Raw genomic sequence first — 17,322 nt, 5'->3', positions numbered from 1 at the left:
GGAACGGCGGCGGCCCTCGACGGGGGCCGGTGTGACTGTCGGCTGATCCGATCGGGGGACGTGGTCGTCGTGCTCCGCCGGGGAGGCCCGGGGGGCTGAACTACGCTCGTACACGCCCGTGCGGAGTCCCCCGCGGGGATCGGCTCGTGCGCAGGTGGACGGGAGTGTGGCCCGTGACGGATCAGGCGGTGGCGGCGGCCGGCAGCCGGCAGTTCTACGGCCGGCAGCGGGAGTTGAAGGCCCTCCGCGCCGACATCGAGCGGACCGGCCTGGACACCCTCACCGGCCGCAAGGAGCCCCGCGCCCGTGTCCTCCTCGTCGCCGGCCGGCCCGGCTCCGGGCGGACCTCGCTCGCCGAGGAGCTCATCGCCTCGGTCGCCGCGCGCTACCCCGACGGGGTCTACCGGACGCGGCTCACCGAGCCCGGCGGGGAGCCCGTCCCCACCGCCAGGGCCGCCCGCGAACTGCTGCGCGACCTCGGGGTCGCCGAGCCGCCCGGCGCCGCCGAGGACGAACTGACCGAGCTGGTCCGCGAGGCGCTCGGCACGCGCCGGGCGATCCTCCTGCTCGACGACGCCGTCGACGCCGAGCAGGCCGACCCGCTGCTCCCCGACAACCCCGACGCCCTGGTCGTCGCGGTGGCCCGGGGCCCGCTCACCGGCATCCCCGACGTCCGGCCCTGCACCCTCGGCGGACTCGACCCGAAGTCCGCGATCGAGCTGCTGACCTCGGCCACCGGCTCGGTCCGCATCACCGTCGACCCGCAGGCCGCCGAGGCGCTGGTCGAGGAGTGCGGCGGACTGCCCGCCGCGGTGGTCCTCGCCGGCGGCTGGCTGGCCGGCCGGCCCGAGACCTCCGTCGCCGACCTCGCCAAGCGCCTGCGCGGCCTGAGCGGCGACCCCCTCACCCGTACCTTCCTCCTGGCCCACCAGGCGCTGCCCCAGCCGGCCGCCCGGATACTGCGCTTCCTGGCGCTCGCCCCGCTCGGCCGGGCCGACGCCCACACCGCCTCCGCCCTGGCCGGCTGCTCGGTCTCGGCGGCGACGACCACGCTCGCGGACTTCGCCCGGCTCGGCCTGGTGGCCGAGACCGCCGACGGGCGGTACGAGGTCCCCGGCCATCTCGTCCCCCTCCTTCGCGCCCAGCTGGAGGAGCGCGACCGGCCCGCCGAGGTGCAGCTCGCCCGGGCCCGGATGCTGGAGCGGACCGTACGGCTCCTCCAGTCCTGCCGTGCGGTCACCGAACCCGAGGGCTCCCCGGCCCGCCGCAGGCTCGCCGGTCTGCCGCGCGCCCTGCGCTTCCCCACCCCCGAGGACGCCGCCGACTGGCTGGCCTCCCGCCGCACCGAGCTGCTCGCCTGCGCCCGGCTCGCGGTCGCCGACGGCGAGCTGGACACCCTCGCCCGCCGGCTCATCGCCTCCCTGGTGCGGGCGCTGACCGCGCACCGCGGGGCCGAGGCGGCCGCCCCCGACCTCTACGGGCTGCACCGGCTCGTCCTCGACGTCGCCGAGCGGCGCGGACTCCACCGCGAGCGGGCCGCCGCCCTGCTCAACCTCGGCGACCTCGATGCCAAGACGGGCCGCACGAAGGACGCCCTGCTGCGATATCGGTTGGCATGGGAGGTCGGAAGGCAGGCAAATGATCCATACGCCACCGGTCGCGCAATGGAATCCGTAGGTGGCAGCTATCAGGAGCTCGGCGACTGGCAGCGGGCCGGCGACTGGTACGGCCGCGCCCTGGCCCAGCGCCTCGCCCATGACGAGCGCGCCGACCAGGCGCGCCTGTACGCCCGCCTCGGAGCCGTACAGACCTACGCCGGGCGGTACGGGGAGGCCCTGCGGCACTGGCGGGCGGCCGCGGCCGGCTACCGCAGGCTCGGCGATCTCCCGGGCCACGCACGGGCGTTGAGCGAGGCGGCCCGGGTGCAGGAGTACGCCGGACGCCCCGAGGAGTCGCTGCGGACCTGCGAGGAGGCGGTCGAGTGGGCCCGTCGCGCGCGGGACACCCGGCTCCAGGCGGCGCTCCAGCTGCGGCTCGCCGACACCCTGGACCGGCTCGGCGACCCGGCCGCGGCGCGGCTGCACCGGGCCGCGGCGGACCGTCTTCTGGAAACCGACCCCTGTGCCTACGAAATCCGCAGTGGGTCTGCGGAAGATTAGTACTTTGAAAGGCTAGACAGCGGGAACTCCTTCATTAGACTGGTTCCGCCGCGTTCGAACGTGGTCTGCTCCGGTGTGCCGCAGTGCATCCGGGTATGTATCGCAGTGCACCAGTTATCCCCCCGATTCAAGGACCGTGATCGACGATGAAGGTCGGCATCCCCCGCGAGGTCAAGAACAACGAGTTCCGCGTGGCCATCACCCCCGCCGGTGTCCACGAGCTCGTCCGCAACGGCCACCAGGTCTTCATCGAGCAGAACGCCGGCGTCGGCTCCTCGATCACGGACGAGGAGTACGTCGCCGCGGGCGCGGAGATCCTCGCCACCGCCGACGAGGTCTGGGCCACCGCCGACCTGCTCCTCAAGGTCAAGGAGCCGATCGCGGAGGAGTACCACCGCCTCCGCAAGGACCAGACGCTCTTCACCTACCTGCACCTCGCGGCCTCCAAGGAGTGCACGGACGCGCTCCTGGAGTCCGGCACCACCGCCATCGCCTACGAGACGGTCGAGACCGCGAACCGCGCGCTCCCGCTGCTCGCCCCGATGTCCGAGGTCGCGGGCCGCCTGGCCCCGCAGGTCGGCGCCTACCACCTGATGCGCTCGGCCGGCGGCCGCGGCGTCCTGCCCGGCGGCGTCCCCGGCACCCACGCCGGCAAGGCCGTCGTCATCGGCGGCGGCGTCTCCGGCTGGAACGCCGTGCAGATCGCCGTCGGCATGGGCTTCCACGTGACCCTGCTCGACCGCGACATCAACAAGCTCCGCGAGGCCGACAAGATCTTCGGCACCAAGGTGCAGACCGTCGTCTCCAACGCCTTCGAGCTGGAGAAGGCCGTCGTCGAGGCCGACCTCGTCATCGGCGCCGTCCTCATCCCGGGCGCCAAGGCCCCGAAGCTGGTCACCAACGAGCTCGTCGCCAAGATGAAGCCCGGAAGTGTCCTTGTCGACATCGCGATCGACCAGGGCGGCTGCTTCGAGGACTCGCACCCGACCACCCACGCCGAGCCGACCTTCCAGGTCCACAACTCGGTCTTCTACTGTGTCGCCAACATGCCCGGCGCCGTCCCGAACACCTCCACCTACGCGCTCACCAACGCCACGCTGCCCTACATCGTGTCGCTGGCGAACAACGGCTGGGTCGAGGCGCTGCGCCGCGACGCCGCCCTCGCCCTGGGCCTCAACACCCATGACGGCAAGGTGGTTTACAAGGAGGTCGCCGAGGCGCACGGCTACGAGCACGTCGAGCTGAGCACCCTCGTCGGCTGACCCGGAGCCGCCCTCGCGAGGGCTCCGGCGGCGGACCCGTCAACGCCCGCCGTCAATGTCACACACCCGGCCGGACCTTGTTCGACAAGGTCCGGCCGGCTGTGTCTCCGGCCACGCCAAAACGTTCGGTCAACTCGCCTCGAACGTAACCCTTTAACCGTTTCGCACACCCCTGAAACGTGTGGATGCGTGGTCGCGCACCCTTGACAGAGCCGTGTTCGGTTGCCGACACATCGGGCCGGGTCCGGGCGATTGTGTTGCTGCGGAGCGGTGACACGCCATAGAGTCGCCAACCGTCGGCATGGTGCCACGCTGACAGATCGATAAATGTTCCTGGTCACATCCAAGGAGGTAAGACGACTTGTGAATAAGTCGACATTTACTCCCGGGAGCGGTGCGCCAGGTGCCCCGGTCGGCTCCGTCGCGGTGCGGACCTTCGCGACGCACCAGCCCATGACGACAACCCACACGCTGAAGACGATGGACGGCCTACACGTGAACGCCACGGCCGGCAACGAGATGGGCCGAGAGTCCACCCACTTCGCCGCCTACGACGAGCTGCCCGAGGGGCACTTCTACGACCCCGACGCCGAGTACGAGCCCGACCCGGAGTACGCGGCCACCCTCGCGCCCGACGCTGCCCGCCAGCGCCGCGAGCGGATCGGCCCCACCGGACGGCCGCTGCCGTACTTCCCGATCCCGGGCCCGCTGACCGACCACGGCCCCGCCAAGATCATCGCGATGTGCAACCAGAAGGGCGGCGTCGGCAAGACCACGTCGACCATCAACCTGGGTGCCGCGCTCGCCGAGTACGGACGACGGGTGCTGCTCGTCGACTTCGACCCGCAGGGCGCCCTGTCGGTCGGCCTCGGCGTGAACCCGATGGAGCTCGACCTCACCGTCTACAACCTGCTCATGGAGCGGGGCATGTCGGCCGACGAGGTACTGCTCAAGACGGCGGTCCCGAACATGGACCTGCTGCCGAGCAACATCGACCTCTCCGCCGCCGAGGTGCAGCTGGTCTCCGAGGTCGCGCGCGAGTCCACGCTCCAGCGCGCCCTCAAGCCGCTGATGAACGACTACGACTACATCGTGATCGACTGTCAGCCCTCGCTCGGCCTGCTGACCGTGAACGCCCTGACGGCGGCTCACAAGGTCATCGTGCCGCTGGAGTGCGAGTTCTTCGCGCTGCGCGGTGTCGCCCTGCTGACCGAGACCATCGAGAAGGTCCAGGAGCGGCTCAACCCCGAGCTGGAGCTCGACGGCATCCTCGCCACCATGTACGACTCCCGGACCGTGCACTCCCGCGAGGTGCTCGCGCGGGTCGTCGAGGCCTTCGACGACCACGTGTACCACACGGTGATCGGCCGGACGGTGCGCTTCCCGGAGACCACGGTCGCCGGCGAGCCCATCACCACGTACGCCTCCAACTCCGTGGGCGCCGCCGCCTACCGCCAGCTCGCCAGGGAGGTGCTCGCCCGGTGTCACGCCGAGTGAGTCTGCCCGGAGCCGACGAACTCTTCCGTACGACCGGGGGGACGGCACTGCAGTCGTCGTCGCCCCGCCGAACCGTTCCCGCTCCGGCGGGAGAGAGCGACACGGCGGCCGGCGCGGACGGCGGCGCCGCCGGCTCCGCCGAGCACACGGCCGCCGAATCGGAGGCGGCCGAGCCGCGCGCCCGGGAGACCGAGGCGGTCCCCGCGCAGCAGCCCGCCCCCGTGAAGGCGGCCGCCCAGGCTGGTGCTCCCGCGCGGCGCCGGGGCCGGGCCGCCGCGCGGCGGCCCAGCGGCCGGGAGCGGCACGACGAGAAGATCACGGTCTACGTCTCCGCCGAGGAGCTCATGGACCTGGAGCACGCGCGCCTCGTGCTGCGCGGCGAGCACGGCCTCGCCGTCGACCGCGGCCGGATCGTCCGCGAGGCGGTCGCCGTGGTCCTGGCGGACCTGGAGTCCCGCGGCGAGGCGAGCATCCTCGTCCGCCGTCTGCGCGGCCGCTGACGGTACCCTGCGGGCGGCCCCGCCCCCGCACCCCCTGGAACCGCCCCGATGCATCCGCACGCCGACGAAACGTCCCGCCCGCCGCGCCGCCGCGCGCTGGGCCGGGGCGGCGGGCTCGACGACCCCCCTGCGGCCCCGGTGCCGGAGGCGGCGCCCGTGGGGGAGCCAGTGGCGGCCTCGGAGCCCGTGGCGGCCTCGGAGCCCGGGGACGCGGGCGGGCGGTTCACCGTGCGGCTCGCGAACTTCGAGGGGCCGTTCGACCTGCTGCTCCAGCTGATCACCAAGCACAAGCTGGACGTCACCGAGGTCGCGCTCTCGCAGGTCACCGACGAGTTCATGGCCCACATCCGCAACCTCGGCCCGGACGGGGACCTCGACCAGACCACCGAGTTCCTGGTCGTCGCCGCCACCCTGCTCGATCTCAAGGCCGCCCGGCTGCTGCCCGCCGCCGAGGTCGAGGACGAGGCCGACCTCGCCCTCCTGGAGGCCCGCGACCTGCTCTTCGCCCGGCTCCTCCAGTACCGCGCGTACAAGCGCATCGCCGAGATCTTCGCCGACCGCTGGGAGCAGGAGGGCCGGCGCCACCCCCGGACCGTCGGCCTGGAGCCCCACCACGCCGAGCTGCTGCCCGAGGTGGTCATCTCGATCGGCGCCGAGGGCTTCGCGAGGCTCGCCGTGAAGGCGATGCGGCCGAAGGCCGCGCCGCAGGTGTACGTCGACCACATCCACGCCCCGCTGGTCAGCGTCCGCGAGCAGGCCGGGATCGTCACCGCCCTGCTGCGCGCACGCGGCACCGCGGACTTCCAGGAGCTGGTCGAGGACGCCGGGGACACCCTGACCGTCGTCGCCCGCTTCCTCGCCCTCCTGGAGCTGTACCGGGAGAAGGCCGTCGCCCTCGACCAGGAGGACCCGCTGGGCCCCCTCACGGTCTCCTGGACGGGCGGCGACGGCGAGACCCGGGTGACCGAGGAATTCGACCAGGAGGACCAGCCGGTATGAGCGACCTCAAGCCCGCCCTCGAAGCCGTCCTGATGGTCGTCGACGAGCCCGCCACCGAGGCCCACCTCGCCAAGGTCCTCGACCGCGCCCCGCGCGAGGTCGCCGACGCCCTCCACGAGCTGGCCGACGAGTACACCGCCGACGGGCGCGGCTTCGAGCTGCGCCGGGTCGCCGGCGGCTGGCGCTACTACACCCGCCCCGCCCACGCCGCCGCCGTCGAGGCCTTCGTCCTGGACGGCCAGCAGGCCCGGCTGACCCAGGCCGCCCTGGAGACCCTGGCGGTGGTCGCGTACCGCCAGCCGGTCAGCCGTTCCCGGGTCTCCGCCGTCCGCGGGGTCAACTGCGACGGCGTGATGCGGACCCTCCTCCAGCGGGGTCTCGTGGAGGAGGCAGGCGCGGAACCCGAAACAGGTGCGATCCTGTACAGGACGACGAACCACTTCCTGGAGCGGATGGGCCTGCGCGGCCTGGACGAGCTCCCGGAGCTCGCGCCCTTCCTCCCCGAGGCGGACGCGGTCGAGCCGGACTCCCTGGAAGGCGTTCCGTCGTTCGATCCCGACAGGGACGAACCAGTGGACGAAGAGACGACGGAAGCGTGATGCGAAGCAGCAGCGGCAGGAACAGCGGAAGCAACGGCGGGAGCCGTGGTGCCAAGAGCGGCGGCCGCGGCACCAACTACCGGGGCGCGGGCAACGGCCGCGACGAGCGCGGCCAGAGCGCCGGCCGCCCCCGCAAGACCCGCCCCGAGGAGCGCAGCTACGACGTGAGCATGCCCTCCGACGGTCCCCAGGGCGGCTCCGGCGCCCGCAAGGGCCGCGGTGACGCGGCCCGCGGCGGTGCCAAGGGCGGCCCGAAGCAGTCCCCGAAGCAGCAGCAGTCGCGGGGCACCGGCCGCGCGGCCGCTCCGGCGCGCTCGCGCGAGTACGACGCCAGGACCGAGGAGCGCAACCGCGAGCGGTACGCGAACAAGCCCCAGGTCAAGACCCCCAAGACCTTCCCGGGCGCCGAGCAGGAGGGCGAGCGGCTGCAGAAGGTGCTGGCCCGTGCCGGTTACGGCTCGCGCCGTGCCTGCGAGGAGCTGATCGAGCAGGCCCGCGTCGAGGTCAACGGCGAGATCGTCCTGGAGCAGGGCCTCCGGGTGCAGGACAGCGACGAGATCCGCGTCGACGGCCTGTCGGTGGCGACCCAGTCGTACCAGTTCTTCGCGCTGAACAAGCCGGCCGGCGTCGTCTCCACCATGGAGGACCCCGACGGCCGCCAGTGCCTGGGCGACTACGTCACCAACCGCGAGACCCGGCTCTTCCACGTCGGCCGGCTCGACACCGAGACCGAGGGCATCATCCTCCTCACCAACCACGGTGAGCTGGCCCACCGTCTCACCCACCCGAAGTACGGCGTGAAGAAGACCTACCTGGCGGCCGTCACCGGCCCGCTGCCCCGCGAGGTCGGCAAGCGGCTCAAGGACGGCATCGAGCTGGAGGACGGCTACGCCCGCGCCGACCACTTCCGCGTGGTCGAGCAGCTCGGCAAGAACTACCTGGTCGAGGTCGTGCTCCACGAGGGCCGCAAGCACATCGTGCGCCGGATGCTCGCCGAGGCGGGCTTCCCGGTGGAGAAGCTGGTCCGCACCGCCTTCGGCCCGATCGGGCTGGGCGACCAGAAGTCGGGCTGGCTGCGCCGCCTGTCCAACACCGAGGTCGGCATGCTGATGAAGGAAGTCGGTCTGTAGGACCCGCCTCCTTCCGGAAGGGGCCCGTATCCGCGTCGCGGATACGGGCCCCTTCGCGTCGTCCGGCCTTGTGCGCGGCCCCCCGCACCTTTTATAGTCACAGTGACTCTTAAGGAGGCGGGCGTGAGCCTCGCGGACGTACTCGAACCCCTCCAGCAGCCCCTCTTCACGCTGCTCGACACCCCGGTCAGCTGGACCGAGGTCCTCGGCTTCGGCAGCGGCGCCCTCTGCGTCTGGCTCGTCGCCCGGCAGCACCTCGCCAACTGGCCGGTCGGCATCGCCAACAACCTCTTCTTCCTGCTGCTCTTCACCCAGGCCGGCCTCTACGCCGACGCCGGCCTCCAGATCGTCTTCATCGTCCTCGCCGCGTACGGCTGGTGGACCTGGACCCACGGGGGTGGACCAGGCTCCGCCGGGGCCCTTCCGGTGCGGCGCACCACCCGCACCGAAGGGGCCTGGCTGCTCGCGGCGGGGACGGTGGGGACCCTCGCCCTCGCCCTCCTCCTCGACCGGGCCACCGACTCCACCGTCCCCTTCTGGGACGCCCTCACCACCGGCCTCTCCCTCATGGCCACCTACGGCCAGTGCCGCAAGCGCCTGGAGTCCTGGTGGCTGTGGATCGCCGCCGACGTGGTCTACGTCCCGCTGTACGCGTACAAGGGGCTCTACCTGACCTCGCTGCTCTACCTCGGCTTCATGGCCCTCTGCGTGGCCGGCCTGCGCGGCTGGAGCCGCGACCTCGCCGCCGCCCGCCGCCCCCTGGAGGCCGTGGCATGACCTCCTACGGCCACGGGCTCGTCCTCGGCAAGTTCTATCCGCCGCACGCCGGCCACCATCACCTCGTCCGCACCGCCCTCGCCGCCTGCGAGCGCGTCACCGTCCTCGTCTGCGCCTCCTCCGTGGAGTCCCTGCCGCTGGCGGAGCGGGTCGCCTGGATGCGCGAGGTCCACCCCGACGCCCTCGTCGTCGGCGCCGTCGACGACATCCCCGTCGACCTCACCGACCCCGACGTCTGGGACGCCCACATGGCGGTCTTCCGGGCCGCCGTCCCCGAACCCGTCGACGCCGTCTTCACCTCGGAGCCGTACGGCGAGGAGCTCGGCCGCCGCTTCGGCGCCGCCTCCGTCGCCGTCGACCCCGAACGGCTCCGCTTCCCCGTCTCAGGCACCGCCGTCCGTGCCGACCCCGCCGGGTGCTGGGACTTCCTGGCCGCCCCCGTACGCGCCGCGCTCACCCGCCGGATCGTCGTCCTCGGCGCCGAGTCCACCGGCACCACCACCCTGGCCCTCGCCCTCGCCGACCACTACCGGCGGCGCGGCGGGATCTGGGCGCGCACCCGGTACGTCCCCGAGTACGGCCGCGCGTACAGCGAACTCAAACTCGCCGAGCTCCGCGAACGCGACCCGGCCGCCAGCTGGCCGGACGTCGCCTTCCACACCACCGACTTCCCCGTCATCGCCCAGCGCCAGGCCGAGCTGGAGGAGGAGGCCGCCCGCGACGGCTCGCCCGTCCTCGTCTGCGACACCGACGCCTTCGCCACCACCATCTGGCACGAGCGGTACCTCGGCACCACCAGCGAGGCCACCGGCGAGATCGCCGCCCGCGGCCGGCAGCACCTGTGGCTGCTCACCGACCACCGGGGCGTCGACTTCGAGGACGACGGCTTGCGCGACGGGGAACACCTCCGCCCGTGGATGACCGCCCGCTTCCTCGCCCAGCTCGCCCACAGCGGCCGCCGCGCCGTCGTCCTCACCGGCCCCCACGAGGAGCGCCTCGCCACCGCCGTCGCCGCCGTCGACGCGCTGCTCGCCGAGGGCTGGCACCTCGCCGACCCCCTTCCGGAGCGCCGATGAACACCCCGCCGCGCCCCGAGGGGTACGACCCCAGGGCCTTCGAACCCTTCGCCGTCACCGTCGACCTCGCCGTCCTCACCGTCCGCACCGGCCGGCTGCACGTCCTGCTCGTCCAGCGCGGCCAGGAGCCGTACGCCGGCGCCTGGGCGCTCCCCGGCGGCTTCGTGCTGCCCCGCGAGTCCGCCGGCACCGCCGCCCGCCGCGAACTCGCCGAGGAGACCGGACTGCCCGGGGCCACCGTCGCAGGGCTCCACCTCGAACAGCTGCGCACCTACACCGAACCCGACCGCGACCCGAGGATGCGGGTCGTGTCGGTCGCCTACACCGCCCTCGTCCCCGACCTGCCCGAACCGCGCGGCGGCGGCGACGCGGCGGAGGCCCGCTGGCTGCCCTTCGACGAGGTCCCGGCGCTCGCCTTCGACCACGACGTGATCCTCGCCGACGCCCGCGAGCGCGTCGGCGCCAAGCTGGAGTACACCTGCCTCGCCACCGCCTTCTGCCCGCCCGAGTTCACCCTCGGCGAGCTCCGCGAGGTGTACGAGACGGTCTGGGGCGTCCCGCTCGACCGCCCCAACTTCCGGCGCAAGGTCCTCACCACCCCCGGCTTCGTCGAGCCGGTCGAAGGACCGCCGCGCCGCACCGGCGGACGGGGGAAACCGGCCGCGCTCTACCGGGCGGGCGAGGCCACCGCCCTCCACCCGCCGCTGCTCCGACCGGAAGGACGATCCGCATGACCAAGCAGAAGCAGGCCGCCACGGGGACGCTGATGGGACTGGCGCTGGGGGACGCGCTGGGCTTCCCGACCGAGTTCAACGACGTGCCCGCCATCCTCGCGAAGTGCGGGCCGTGGCGGACGATGGAGCTGCCGGTGACACGGGGGACCGCGTACATCACCGATGACACCCAGATGACCCTGGCCCTGGCCCGGGGCATCCGGACCGCCATGGACCGGGGCCCGTTCGCCCCGCTCCGGCTCGCCCGGCCCGTCCGCGACGAGTTCGTCGACTGGTACCACTCGCCGGAGAACAACCGCGCCCCCGGCAACACCTGCCTGCGGGCCTGCATGCTCCTCGACGGCGACCGTCCCTGGCAGGACGCCAGCCAGATCGGCTCCAAGGGCTGCGGCGCCAACATGCGCGTCGCGCCCCTCGGCCTCGTCCCCGGGCTGAGCGAGGAACAGCGGGCCGGCGCCGCCCAGCTCCAGGCCGCGCTCACCCACGGGCACCCCACCGGCCTCGCCGCCTCCGACCTCACCGCGCGCGCCGTGTGGCTGCTCGCCCAGGGGGTGGACCCGGCCGGCCTCGTCGGACAGCTGCGCTCGTACGCGTACGAGAACCGCGACACGTACCACGAGCGCTGGCTCGGCGACCTCTGGAACCGCTCCCAGGACCCGAGCGCCCTGCACTTCGTCCGGCGCGGCTGGGACGAGTGCCTGGCCGTGCTCGAACGGCTCGACTCCGTGCAGCGCACCGCCGACCCGGAGCTCGACCCCTGTACGTACACGGGCGACGGCTGGATCGCGGAGGAGGCGCTCGCCACCGGGCTGCTCTGCTTCCTGCTCTTCCCCGGCGACCCGCTCACCGCCCTGCGCCGGGCCGCCTGCACCCGCGGCGACTCCGACTCCATCGCGGCCCTCGCGGGCGCCTTCGCCGGCGCCCACCTGGGCGCCGACGCCTGGCCGGCGGAGTGGACCGCCCGGATCGAGCACCGCGACGAGCTGCTCGAACTCGGGGCCCTCTGGGACGCGTGAGGCCGGTGGCGGAAACGCCGGTGCCCCGGCGGAAGATCCGCCGGGGCACCGGTTTCCGTTGTTCAGCCGTCCGTCAGTCCCACCAGAACGTCCACTCGGCGGAGCCCGCCTGGCCGTTCCCGACCAGCTCGGGGTCACCGAGGTCCGGGCAGTAGACGTACTGCTCCACCGCCGCCTCGGCGCGCTCGGCCCGGGTCCGGGGCGGGCGCGCCACGACGAGGTGCAGGGTGGCCGAGTCCGCGAGGAGGAACTCCGCCCCGTACCGCTCGTGCCAGTGCCGCAGCACCGCCACGTGATCGGCGGGGAGCAGCTCCCGGTCCGGGTGGCCCGACCAGTTGGGCGTCGAGACCAGCCGGGGGAGCAACGCGGGAAGGGCGTAGCTCCCCGGGGCCTCGACGAAGATGAGCCACAGCGGCTCCTCCCCGGTCCCCGCCAGTGCGGGGGCCGGCGTGACGGCCGGGTCGGCGGAGAGCTCCGCGGCCACCGCCTCCGGATCGAGGAGCAGCTCGTACTCCGCGATCTCCTGACGATCGGCGTCGTCCCGCGGGGGGACGTAGATGTCGATCATCTCGCGCAGACGTGCCGCCTTCAGCTCCGCCACGACGTCCGCGGGCGCGGGCCGGAGCGCCGACTCCAGCAGCTCCCGGCTGCCGCGGCGCCAGGGCCCCTCTCCCTGGTCGAGCTCGACCAGGGAGAGGGGGCTGTGGCCGGACAGGAAGGGCACGAGACCGGAACGGTCGTGCCGGTCCCGCCACCACTCCCAGGCGCGACGGGCGGCCGCGGCCTCCACGGGGAAGCCGTGCAGGACGACGCCGGAGGCGGAGACGGCGACCTCGACGTCCGTGTCACGCACGGACAGCCCCAGGTGCCGCCGGGTCTCCCCGGCCAGCGTCGCCGCGACGGCGGTGTGGTGGTGCACTGCGACCTGTTCCTTCCCTACTTGAAGTGGAGCGGCTTGATGCCGTCCTCGTGAACGATATAGACCGTCGTCAGGTTGACGGTGCGACGGGAGTCGCCCGCCCAGTCGTTGACGATGTCCTCGGCTTCGTCCACGTCGAACTCCTTGAGCTTGAGGTACAAGGCGTCCGCACCCTTCTTGTTGGAGTCGGACAGCTGGTCCTTCACCCCCCTCTTCGAGCCGGTCGGCAGGATCTTGAACTCGGAGCGGACACCGTCCACCCAGGCGTCGAAGCGCTTGTCTCCCACGGCGCCCGGTGCCCCGATGTTCTCTCCGCGGGAGACGACGGTCTGTCCCTCGCGCGCGAGCTGGAGTGCGAGGAGGAACTCCTCCTCGCCGAACGCGTGGGGATCCTTCTCCTTGCCCTCGTCCCTCCAGCCCTCGTCGATGCGGTCGAGGGCCTCGCCGAAGATCTGCTCCGCGGTGTGCTCCTTGAACCAGTCGGAGTTGATCTCCGCCGAGCAGGCGACACGTCCGATCCCGCGTCCCCTGCGGCACGCCTTCTCGGCCTCGTCGACCACCTCTTCGACCTCCTCGCTGTTGTGCGCGAGGTACTTCAGCCGGTGCTCCCGGGTCTTCTTCCGCTGCTCCTTCTTCCAGTACTGCTTGCGCTGCTCGTGGTCGACCTTCGCGTACTTCTTGGTGTAGTGGTTCGGCTCGGAGGCGGCCTCTTCCTTCGTCTCCGCCTGGACGTCCCAGCCGTTCCCCGTGAGCTTGCAGGTGACGCCGTGCTCCAGGCAGTCGTCCGGCTTCAGACCGCTCGGGTCCGACAGCGTGACGGGGTTGTTGTTGGAGTACGTGTAGCCGTGCGTCTGCTGCGGGTCCGTCAGGTCCATCAGCGGGTCGACCGAGACGAACCGGCCGATCGCCGGGTCGTACTCGCGGGCGCCGAGATGGGTCAGTCCGGTGTCGGCGTCCTTGGTGCCGCCGACGAAGCCCTTGTCGCCGCGCCAGGCGGTCGGCTGGGTGCCGCGCGCCTCGCCGAAGAGGCCCGTCTTGCGGCGGACCACCGTCTGCGCCGCGTCGGCCGAGACCTGCGTCGAACCGGTGCCGTGGTGGTCGTTGAAGACGAACGTCAGCTTGCCGCCGCCGCGCATCGCGATGGTCTGGCCGGCGACGCTGTAGTAGCGGGTGCCGGTGACCACGCCGGCCTTGTCGAGCTTGAGCTCGTTGCCGCCCGGCAGGTAGAGCGTGGTGCCGGTGGAGTCCCGGCCGATCAGCCGCTGACCGGCGGCGTCGTACAGGTACGAGGTGGTCTTCGTGCCCTGGACCACCGAGCCCAGGCGTCCCTCGTCGTCCCAGTTGAGCGTCTGCACGGCGCTCGACCCGATGGTCCGGGTCCGGGTGTTGCCCGCCGCGTCGTAGGTGAAGGTCTCGTCGTGCGGGTCGGTGCCCGTCTGCGTGACCTTCGGGAGGCGGTGGGTGCCCGTCGTGGCCGTCGCGTAGGTGCGCACGGTGTCGACGGTCGGGCCGGAGGCCGTCTTGTGGTCGGTCTCCGTCTTGCGGTTGCCGACGGCGTCGTAGGTGTACGACGTCCAGTACGCGTCCGGGCCGCCCACGACCGAGGCCGACGGCGCCGAGGCACAGGTCGTGCCCGTGTTGGTCCACGCCTCGGTGACCCGGCGCAGCGCGTCCAGCTGGAAGCACTGGGTGTCCGTGGTGCGTGCCGCGTCCTGGCCGTAGGCCGTCGCGAGCGAGGTGATGTTGCCCGCGGGGTCGTACGAGTACTGCACGTCCTCGATGCGCTGCGGCGCCACCTCACGGTCGAGGTAGCGGCGCTTCACCGCACCGGTGTGGTCGTCGTACTCGTTGCTCACCCAGAGCGCCTGGGCGAACGAACCGTACTCCTGACGGGTGTTGCGCCCGTAGTGGTCGTAGGTGTTCCCCGAGACGAGCGAGTCGGTGCCCGCGCCGACGGTCTTCAGGAGACCGGAGACGGGGGCGTAGGTGTTGGCGATCTTCTCCGCGGGCAGCCCGCCCGCGGCCGGCTGCATCATCCACATGAGCTGGCCGGTGTTGAGGTTGTACGAGTTGGTCCACTTGTACGTGCCGGCCAGGGCGCCCTCGCTGTCGGGGATGGTGACCTGGCTGAGGACCGGCTGGTAGAAGCTGTTGTACGAGGTGATGGCGGAGACGTACGCCTTGCCGCCGGCCCAGCGGGTCGACTTCGACAGCCGGCCCTTGGCGACGGTGTCGTACTCCCAGGTCGCGAGGGCGGTGGTGCCCCGCTTCAGGGCGGTCCGCCGGCCCAGCGCGTCGTACTCCGACGTCAGGGTGTACTCCCGGGCGTCGGTGACGCCGACCGCGCGGTCGCCCTGGTCGTAGGACGTCTTGGTCGTGCCCAGGTCGGGGTCCCGGGACTCGACCTTGCGGCCGCGGACGTCGTAGACGTACGACCAGGTCGCGCCCGAAGGGTCCTTGACCTCCTTGAGCCGCCCGAGCTTGTCGTAGGCGTAGTGGGTCGACTGGGAGGTGGTGCGGGCGGCGTCGGTGTACTGCTTCTGCTCGACGGTGCGCCCGAGCGCGTCCACCACGGCGGTGGTCGCGACCCCGCCCCGGGGCGGGACCACCGTGGTGGTGTCACCCGTGTACTGGGTCGTGGTGCGCTTGGTCTCGTCGCCGAAGGTCCGCGAGATGACCGCCGTCACCCGTCCCGCACCGTCGTACTCGGTGTCGGTGGACGCCGGGTACTTCAGCTCCTGACCGGTGACGAGCACGGGCTCCGCCGCGCCGCTCGCGAAGAACGAGCCGGAGTGCCGCCAGACCTGGCCCCGGGTGTCGTAGAACGACTCGGAGACGATACGGCCCGCGCCGTCCGGCGACGGCTCCTGGGTCTGGCGGGAGCGCAGCAGTCCGTCGGAGAAGGCGTACGCGGACTTGTACTGCGCGTCGTGCGTCAGGACCTTCGTCGTGGTGACGTTCGGCCCGTCCTTGCGGACGAGGTAGTCGAAGACGTAGTTGGGGGAGTCGGGGTAGGTGGCCTTCGACCGGGTCGGCAGCCAGACCTTGGTGACTCGGCCGAGTCCGTCGTGCGTGGTGGAGGTGACCTTGTTGTTGGCGTCCGTCACCTGGGTGGCCTGGCCGCGCTGGGGCTCCAGCACCGACGTGACGGTGTGGCCGAGCGCGTTGGTCACGACCATGGAGGTCGGCACCTCGCCGGTGGCCGGGGTGAAGGCGGTCGTGGTGACCTTGCCGTACGCGTCCGCCGCCGAGAGGGGACGGCCGTAGACGTCGAAGTCGGCGGCCGGCGTGCTGGTCACGGGGTCGTAGCCGGTGCCGGTGCCGTTGATCCGCTCGACCTTGGTGACATCGCCCTTGGCCGGCGCCGTGCCGACCGCGCCGCCGTCGTAGGACGTCCGGACGTCGTCGATGACGTCGGCCGGCCGGGAGACGCTCTCCCCGCAGGCCACGGCGACCGTCTCGACCCGGCTGACCGTGTCGAGGATGTGGGCGGCGGTGTTGCGGGCGTACGTCGTCGTCGCGCACCGCTCGTCGCCGGGCACGTCCGGGTCGCCGGTGGAGGACTCCGTGGAGACCATGCCGTACGCGTCGAAGCCGCGGGTGAGCTCGGTGGTGCGGGTGCCGCCGGTGACCGTGGTGCGGGTCTGCTGCTTCTGCACCCCGGTCTTGTAGGAGACGAGGTCCGGCAGCCCGGGACGGGTGCGGGTGGCGACCGCGCTGGACCGCCACGGCGTGTAGGACGTCGCGGAGACCAGCTTCGTGGTGTCGTCGCCGTTGTAGGTGGCGACGTCCCGGACCATGCCCGCGAACTGGTCGCGGTCCGTCACCGTCGCTCCGGCGGAGTCCGCCACGGCCTGGCCGTCACGGCCGCGGAAGTACCGGGTCTCCGAGAGGGTCCTGGGGTCGTCCGCCGCGCCGGTGCGGGTCTGCACCCGCTCGTAGCCGCGGGCGATCGAGTGCACGCGGTCCTCGGCCTTCGTGAACTCGTCCTCGCTCTTCGTCCAGGCCGCTCCGCCGAGGTAGTCGTACGTGGTCACCTTGTCGGGGGACTCGGCGAGGTTGTCGCCCTCGATGACCTGCTTGACCCGGTAGCTGTTGAACCAGTCGAGCTGCGCGGTGCTGCCCTCGAAGATCCACTTCACCGGGTAGCAGCCGGTGGTGTTGGTGGCGTCGGGCGCGGGGAGCGAGGTCACGGAGCAGTCCGGCGCGGAGTAGGTGACGCCGATGGTGCCGCCGGTCTCGGTGCCGATCTCGTAGAGCCGCAGCCGGATGAAGGGGGCGAGGCCGTCGCCGGTCTTGTCGACCCGGTTGGCGAGCTGCTCGCCCGCGAAGGTGACGGCCGGCAGGGTGACGGAGGAGCCACCGCTCTTGCCCGTGCGCTGGACGGACTTCAGCCACATCGGCGTCGAGATGCCGTCACCGGAGGGCGGGAAGTTCTGGGCCAGGGCCCAGCTGTCGACGTCCTTGTAGGCGCCGCCGGTCAGCACCTTGGTGGTGATGGACGTGAGGCGGATCCGGGACCAGAAGCTCGGCGAGTACTGGTCCTTGCACTCGGTCAGGCCGTCCTTGCAGTACTGGTCGTACGGGACGTCGGGCCAGTTGGGGGCGTTGGTCTCGTCGAAGGCCGAGCAGCCGGTGAGGCAGCGCTCGTCGA

General features: G+C 72.3%; 13 protein-coding genes. 11 read left to right on the top strand and 2 right to left on the bottom strand.

Annotated features, from left to right (window positions below; translation table 11 throughout):
- Positions 1-173: 173 nt before the first annotated feature.
- The 11 genes from AB0E19_RS34560 to AB0E19_RS34510 all read left to right on the top strand — a co-directional run bounded on the left by AB0E19_RS34560 (position 174) and on the right by AB0E19_RS34510 (position 11,749).
- Positions 174-2,159 carry an NB-ARC domain-containing protein gene (locus AB0E19_RS34560; protein WP_362187747.1) on the top strand — a complete coding sequence of 662 codons (1,986 nt, stop codon included), beginning with the start codon at positions 174-176 and terminating at the stop codon, positions 2,157-2,159.
- Positions 2,160-2,305: 146 nt separating this feature from the next.
- Positions 2,306-3,421, top strand: coding sequence for an alanine dehydrogenase (ald, locus tag AB0E19_RS34555; protein ID WP_362187744.1), 1,116 nt, complete (start codon positions 2,306-2,308; stop codon positions 3,419-3,421).
- Between the two features lie 453 nt (positions 3,422-3,874).
- On the top strand, positions 3,875-4,918 hold the full coding sequence (locus AB0E19_RS34550) for a ParA family protein (RefSeq protein WP_226651714.1): 1,044 nt from the start codon (positions 3,875-3,877) through the stop codon (positions 4,916-4,918).
- Complete coding sequence (locus tag AB0E19_RS34545) at positions 4,915-5,418, top strand: hypothetical protein (protein ID WP_360610634.1); 504 nt, start codon at positions 4,915-4,917, stop codon at positions 5,416-5,418. Before AB0E19_RS34550 ends, AB0E19_RS34545 begins: the two co-directional genes overlap by 4 nt.
- Positions 5,419-5,466: 48 nt before the next feature.
- Positions 5,467-6,417, top strand: a complete 951-nt coding sequence (locus AB0E19_RS34540; RefSeq protein WP_362187738.1) for a ScpA family protein — start codon at positions 5,467-5,469, stop codon at positions 6,415-6,417.
- A complete protein-coding gene (gene scpB / locus AB0E19_RS34535; protein WP_362187734.1) occupies positions 6,414-7,016 on the top strand; it encodes an SMC-Scp complex subunit ScpB in 603 nt (200 codons plus the stop codon). Before AB0E19_RS34540 ends, scpB begins: the two co-directional genes overlap by 4 nt.
- The gene (locus tag AB0E19_RS34530; protein WP_362187731.1) at positions 7,016-8,146 is read left to right on the top strand and encodes a pseudouridine synthase; all 1,131 of its coding nucleotides are present in this window, start codon (positions 7,016-7,018) and stop codon (positions 8,144-8,146) included. Before scpB ends, AB0E19_RS34530 begins: the two co-directional genes overlap by 1 nt.
- A gap of 123 nt (positions 8,147-8,269) precedes the next feature.
- A complete protein-coding gene (gene pnuC, locus AB0E19_RS34525) occupies positions 8,270-8,923 on the top strand; it encodes a nicotinamide riboside transporter PnuC (RefSeq protein ID WP_362187728.1) in 654 nt (217 codons plus the stop codon).
- The gene (locus AB0E19_RS34520) at positions 8,920-9,999 is read left to right on the top strand and encodes an AAA family ATPase (protein WP_362187725.1); all 1,080 of its coding nucleotides are present in this window, start codon (positions 8,920-8,922) and stop codon (positions 9,997-9,999) included. The genes pnuC and AB0E19_RS34520 overlap by 4 nt, the downstream gene beginning before the upstream one ends.
- Entirely contained in the window at positions 9,996-10,733 is a 738-nt protein-coding gene (locus AB0E19_RS34515) for an NUDIX domain-containing protein (RefSeq protein ID WP_362187722.1), read from the top strand. Before AB0E19_RS34520 ends, AB0E19_RS34515 begins: the two co-directional genes overlap by 4 nt.
- On the top strand, positions 10,730-11,749 hold the full coding sequence (locus tag AB0E19_RS34510) for an ADP-ribosylglycohydrolase family protein (protein ID WP_362187719.1): 1,020 nt from the start codon (positions 10,730-10,732) through the stop codon (positions 11,747-11,749). The genes AB0E19_RS34515 and AB0E19_RS34510 overlap by 4 nt, the downstream gene beginning before the upstream one ends.
- 73 nt (positions 11,750-11,822) lie before the next feature.
- On the opposite strand, the gene AB0E19_RS34505 is transcribed toward AB0E19_RS34510, so the two are convergent.
- Positions 11,823-12,668, bottom strand: a complete 846-nt coding sequence (locus tag AB0E19_RS34505; RefSeq protein WP_362187716.1) for a DUF4253 domain-containing protein — start codon at positions 12,666-12,668, stop codon at positions 11,823-11,825.
- 17 nt (positions 12,669-12,685) lie between these two features.
- The coding region (locus AB0E19_RS34500; protein WP_362187713.1) for an RHS repeat-associated core domain-containing protein at positions 12,686-17,322 on the bottom strand (4,637 nt) is incomplete at its 5' end.

This window comes from Streptomyces sp. NPDC047974 (assembly GCF_040653375.1).
Taxonomy (GTDB): domain Bacteria; phylum Actinomycetota; class Actinomycetes; order Streptomycetales; family Streptomycetaceae; genus Streptomyces.
The sequence above is the reverse complement of the archived record's forward strand: the minus strand, read 5'-3'. Positions and strand labels throughout refer to the sequence as shown.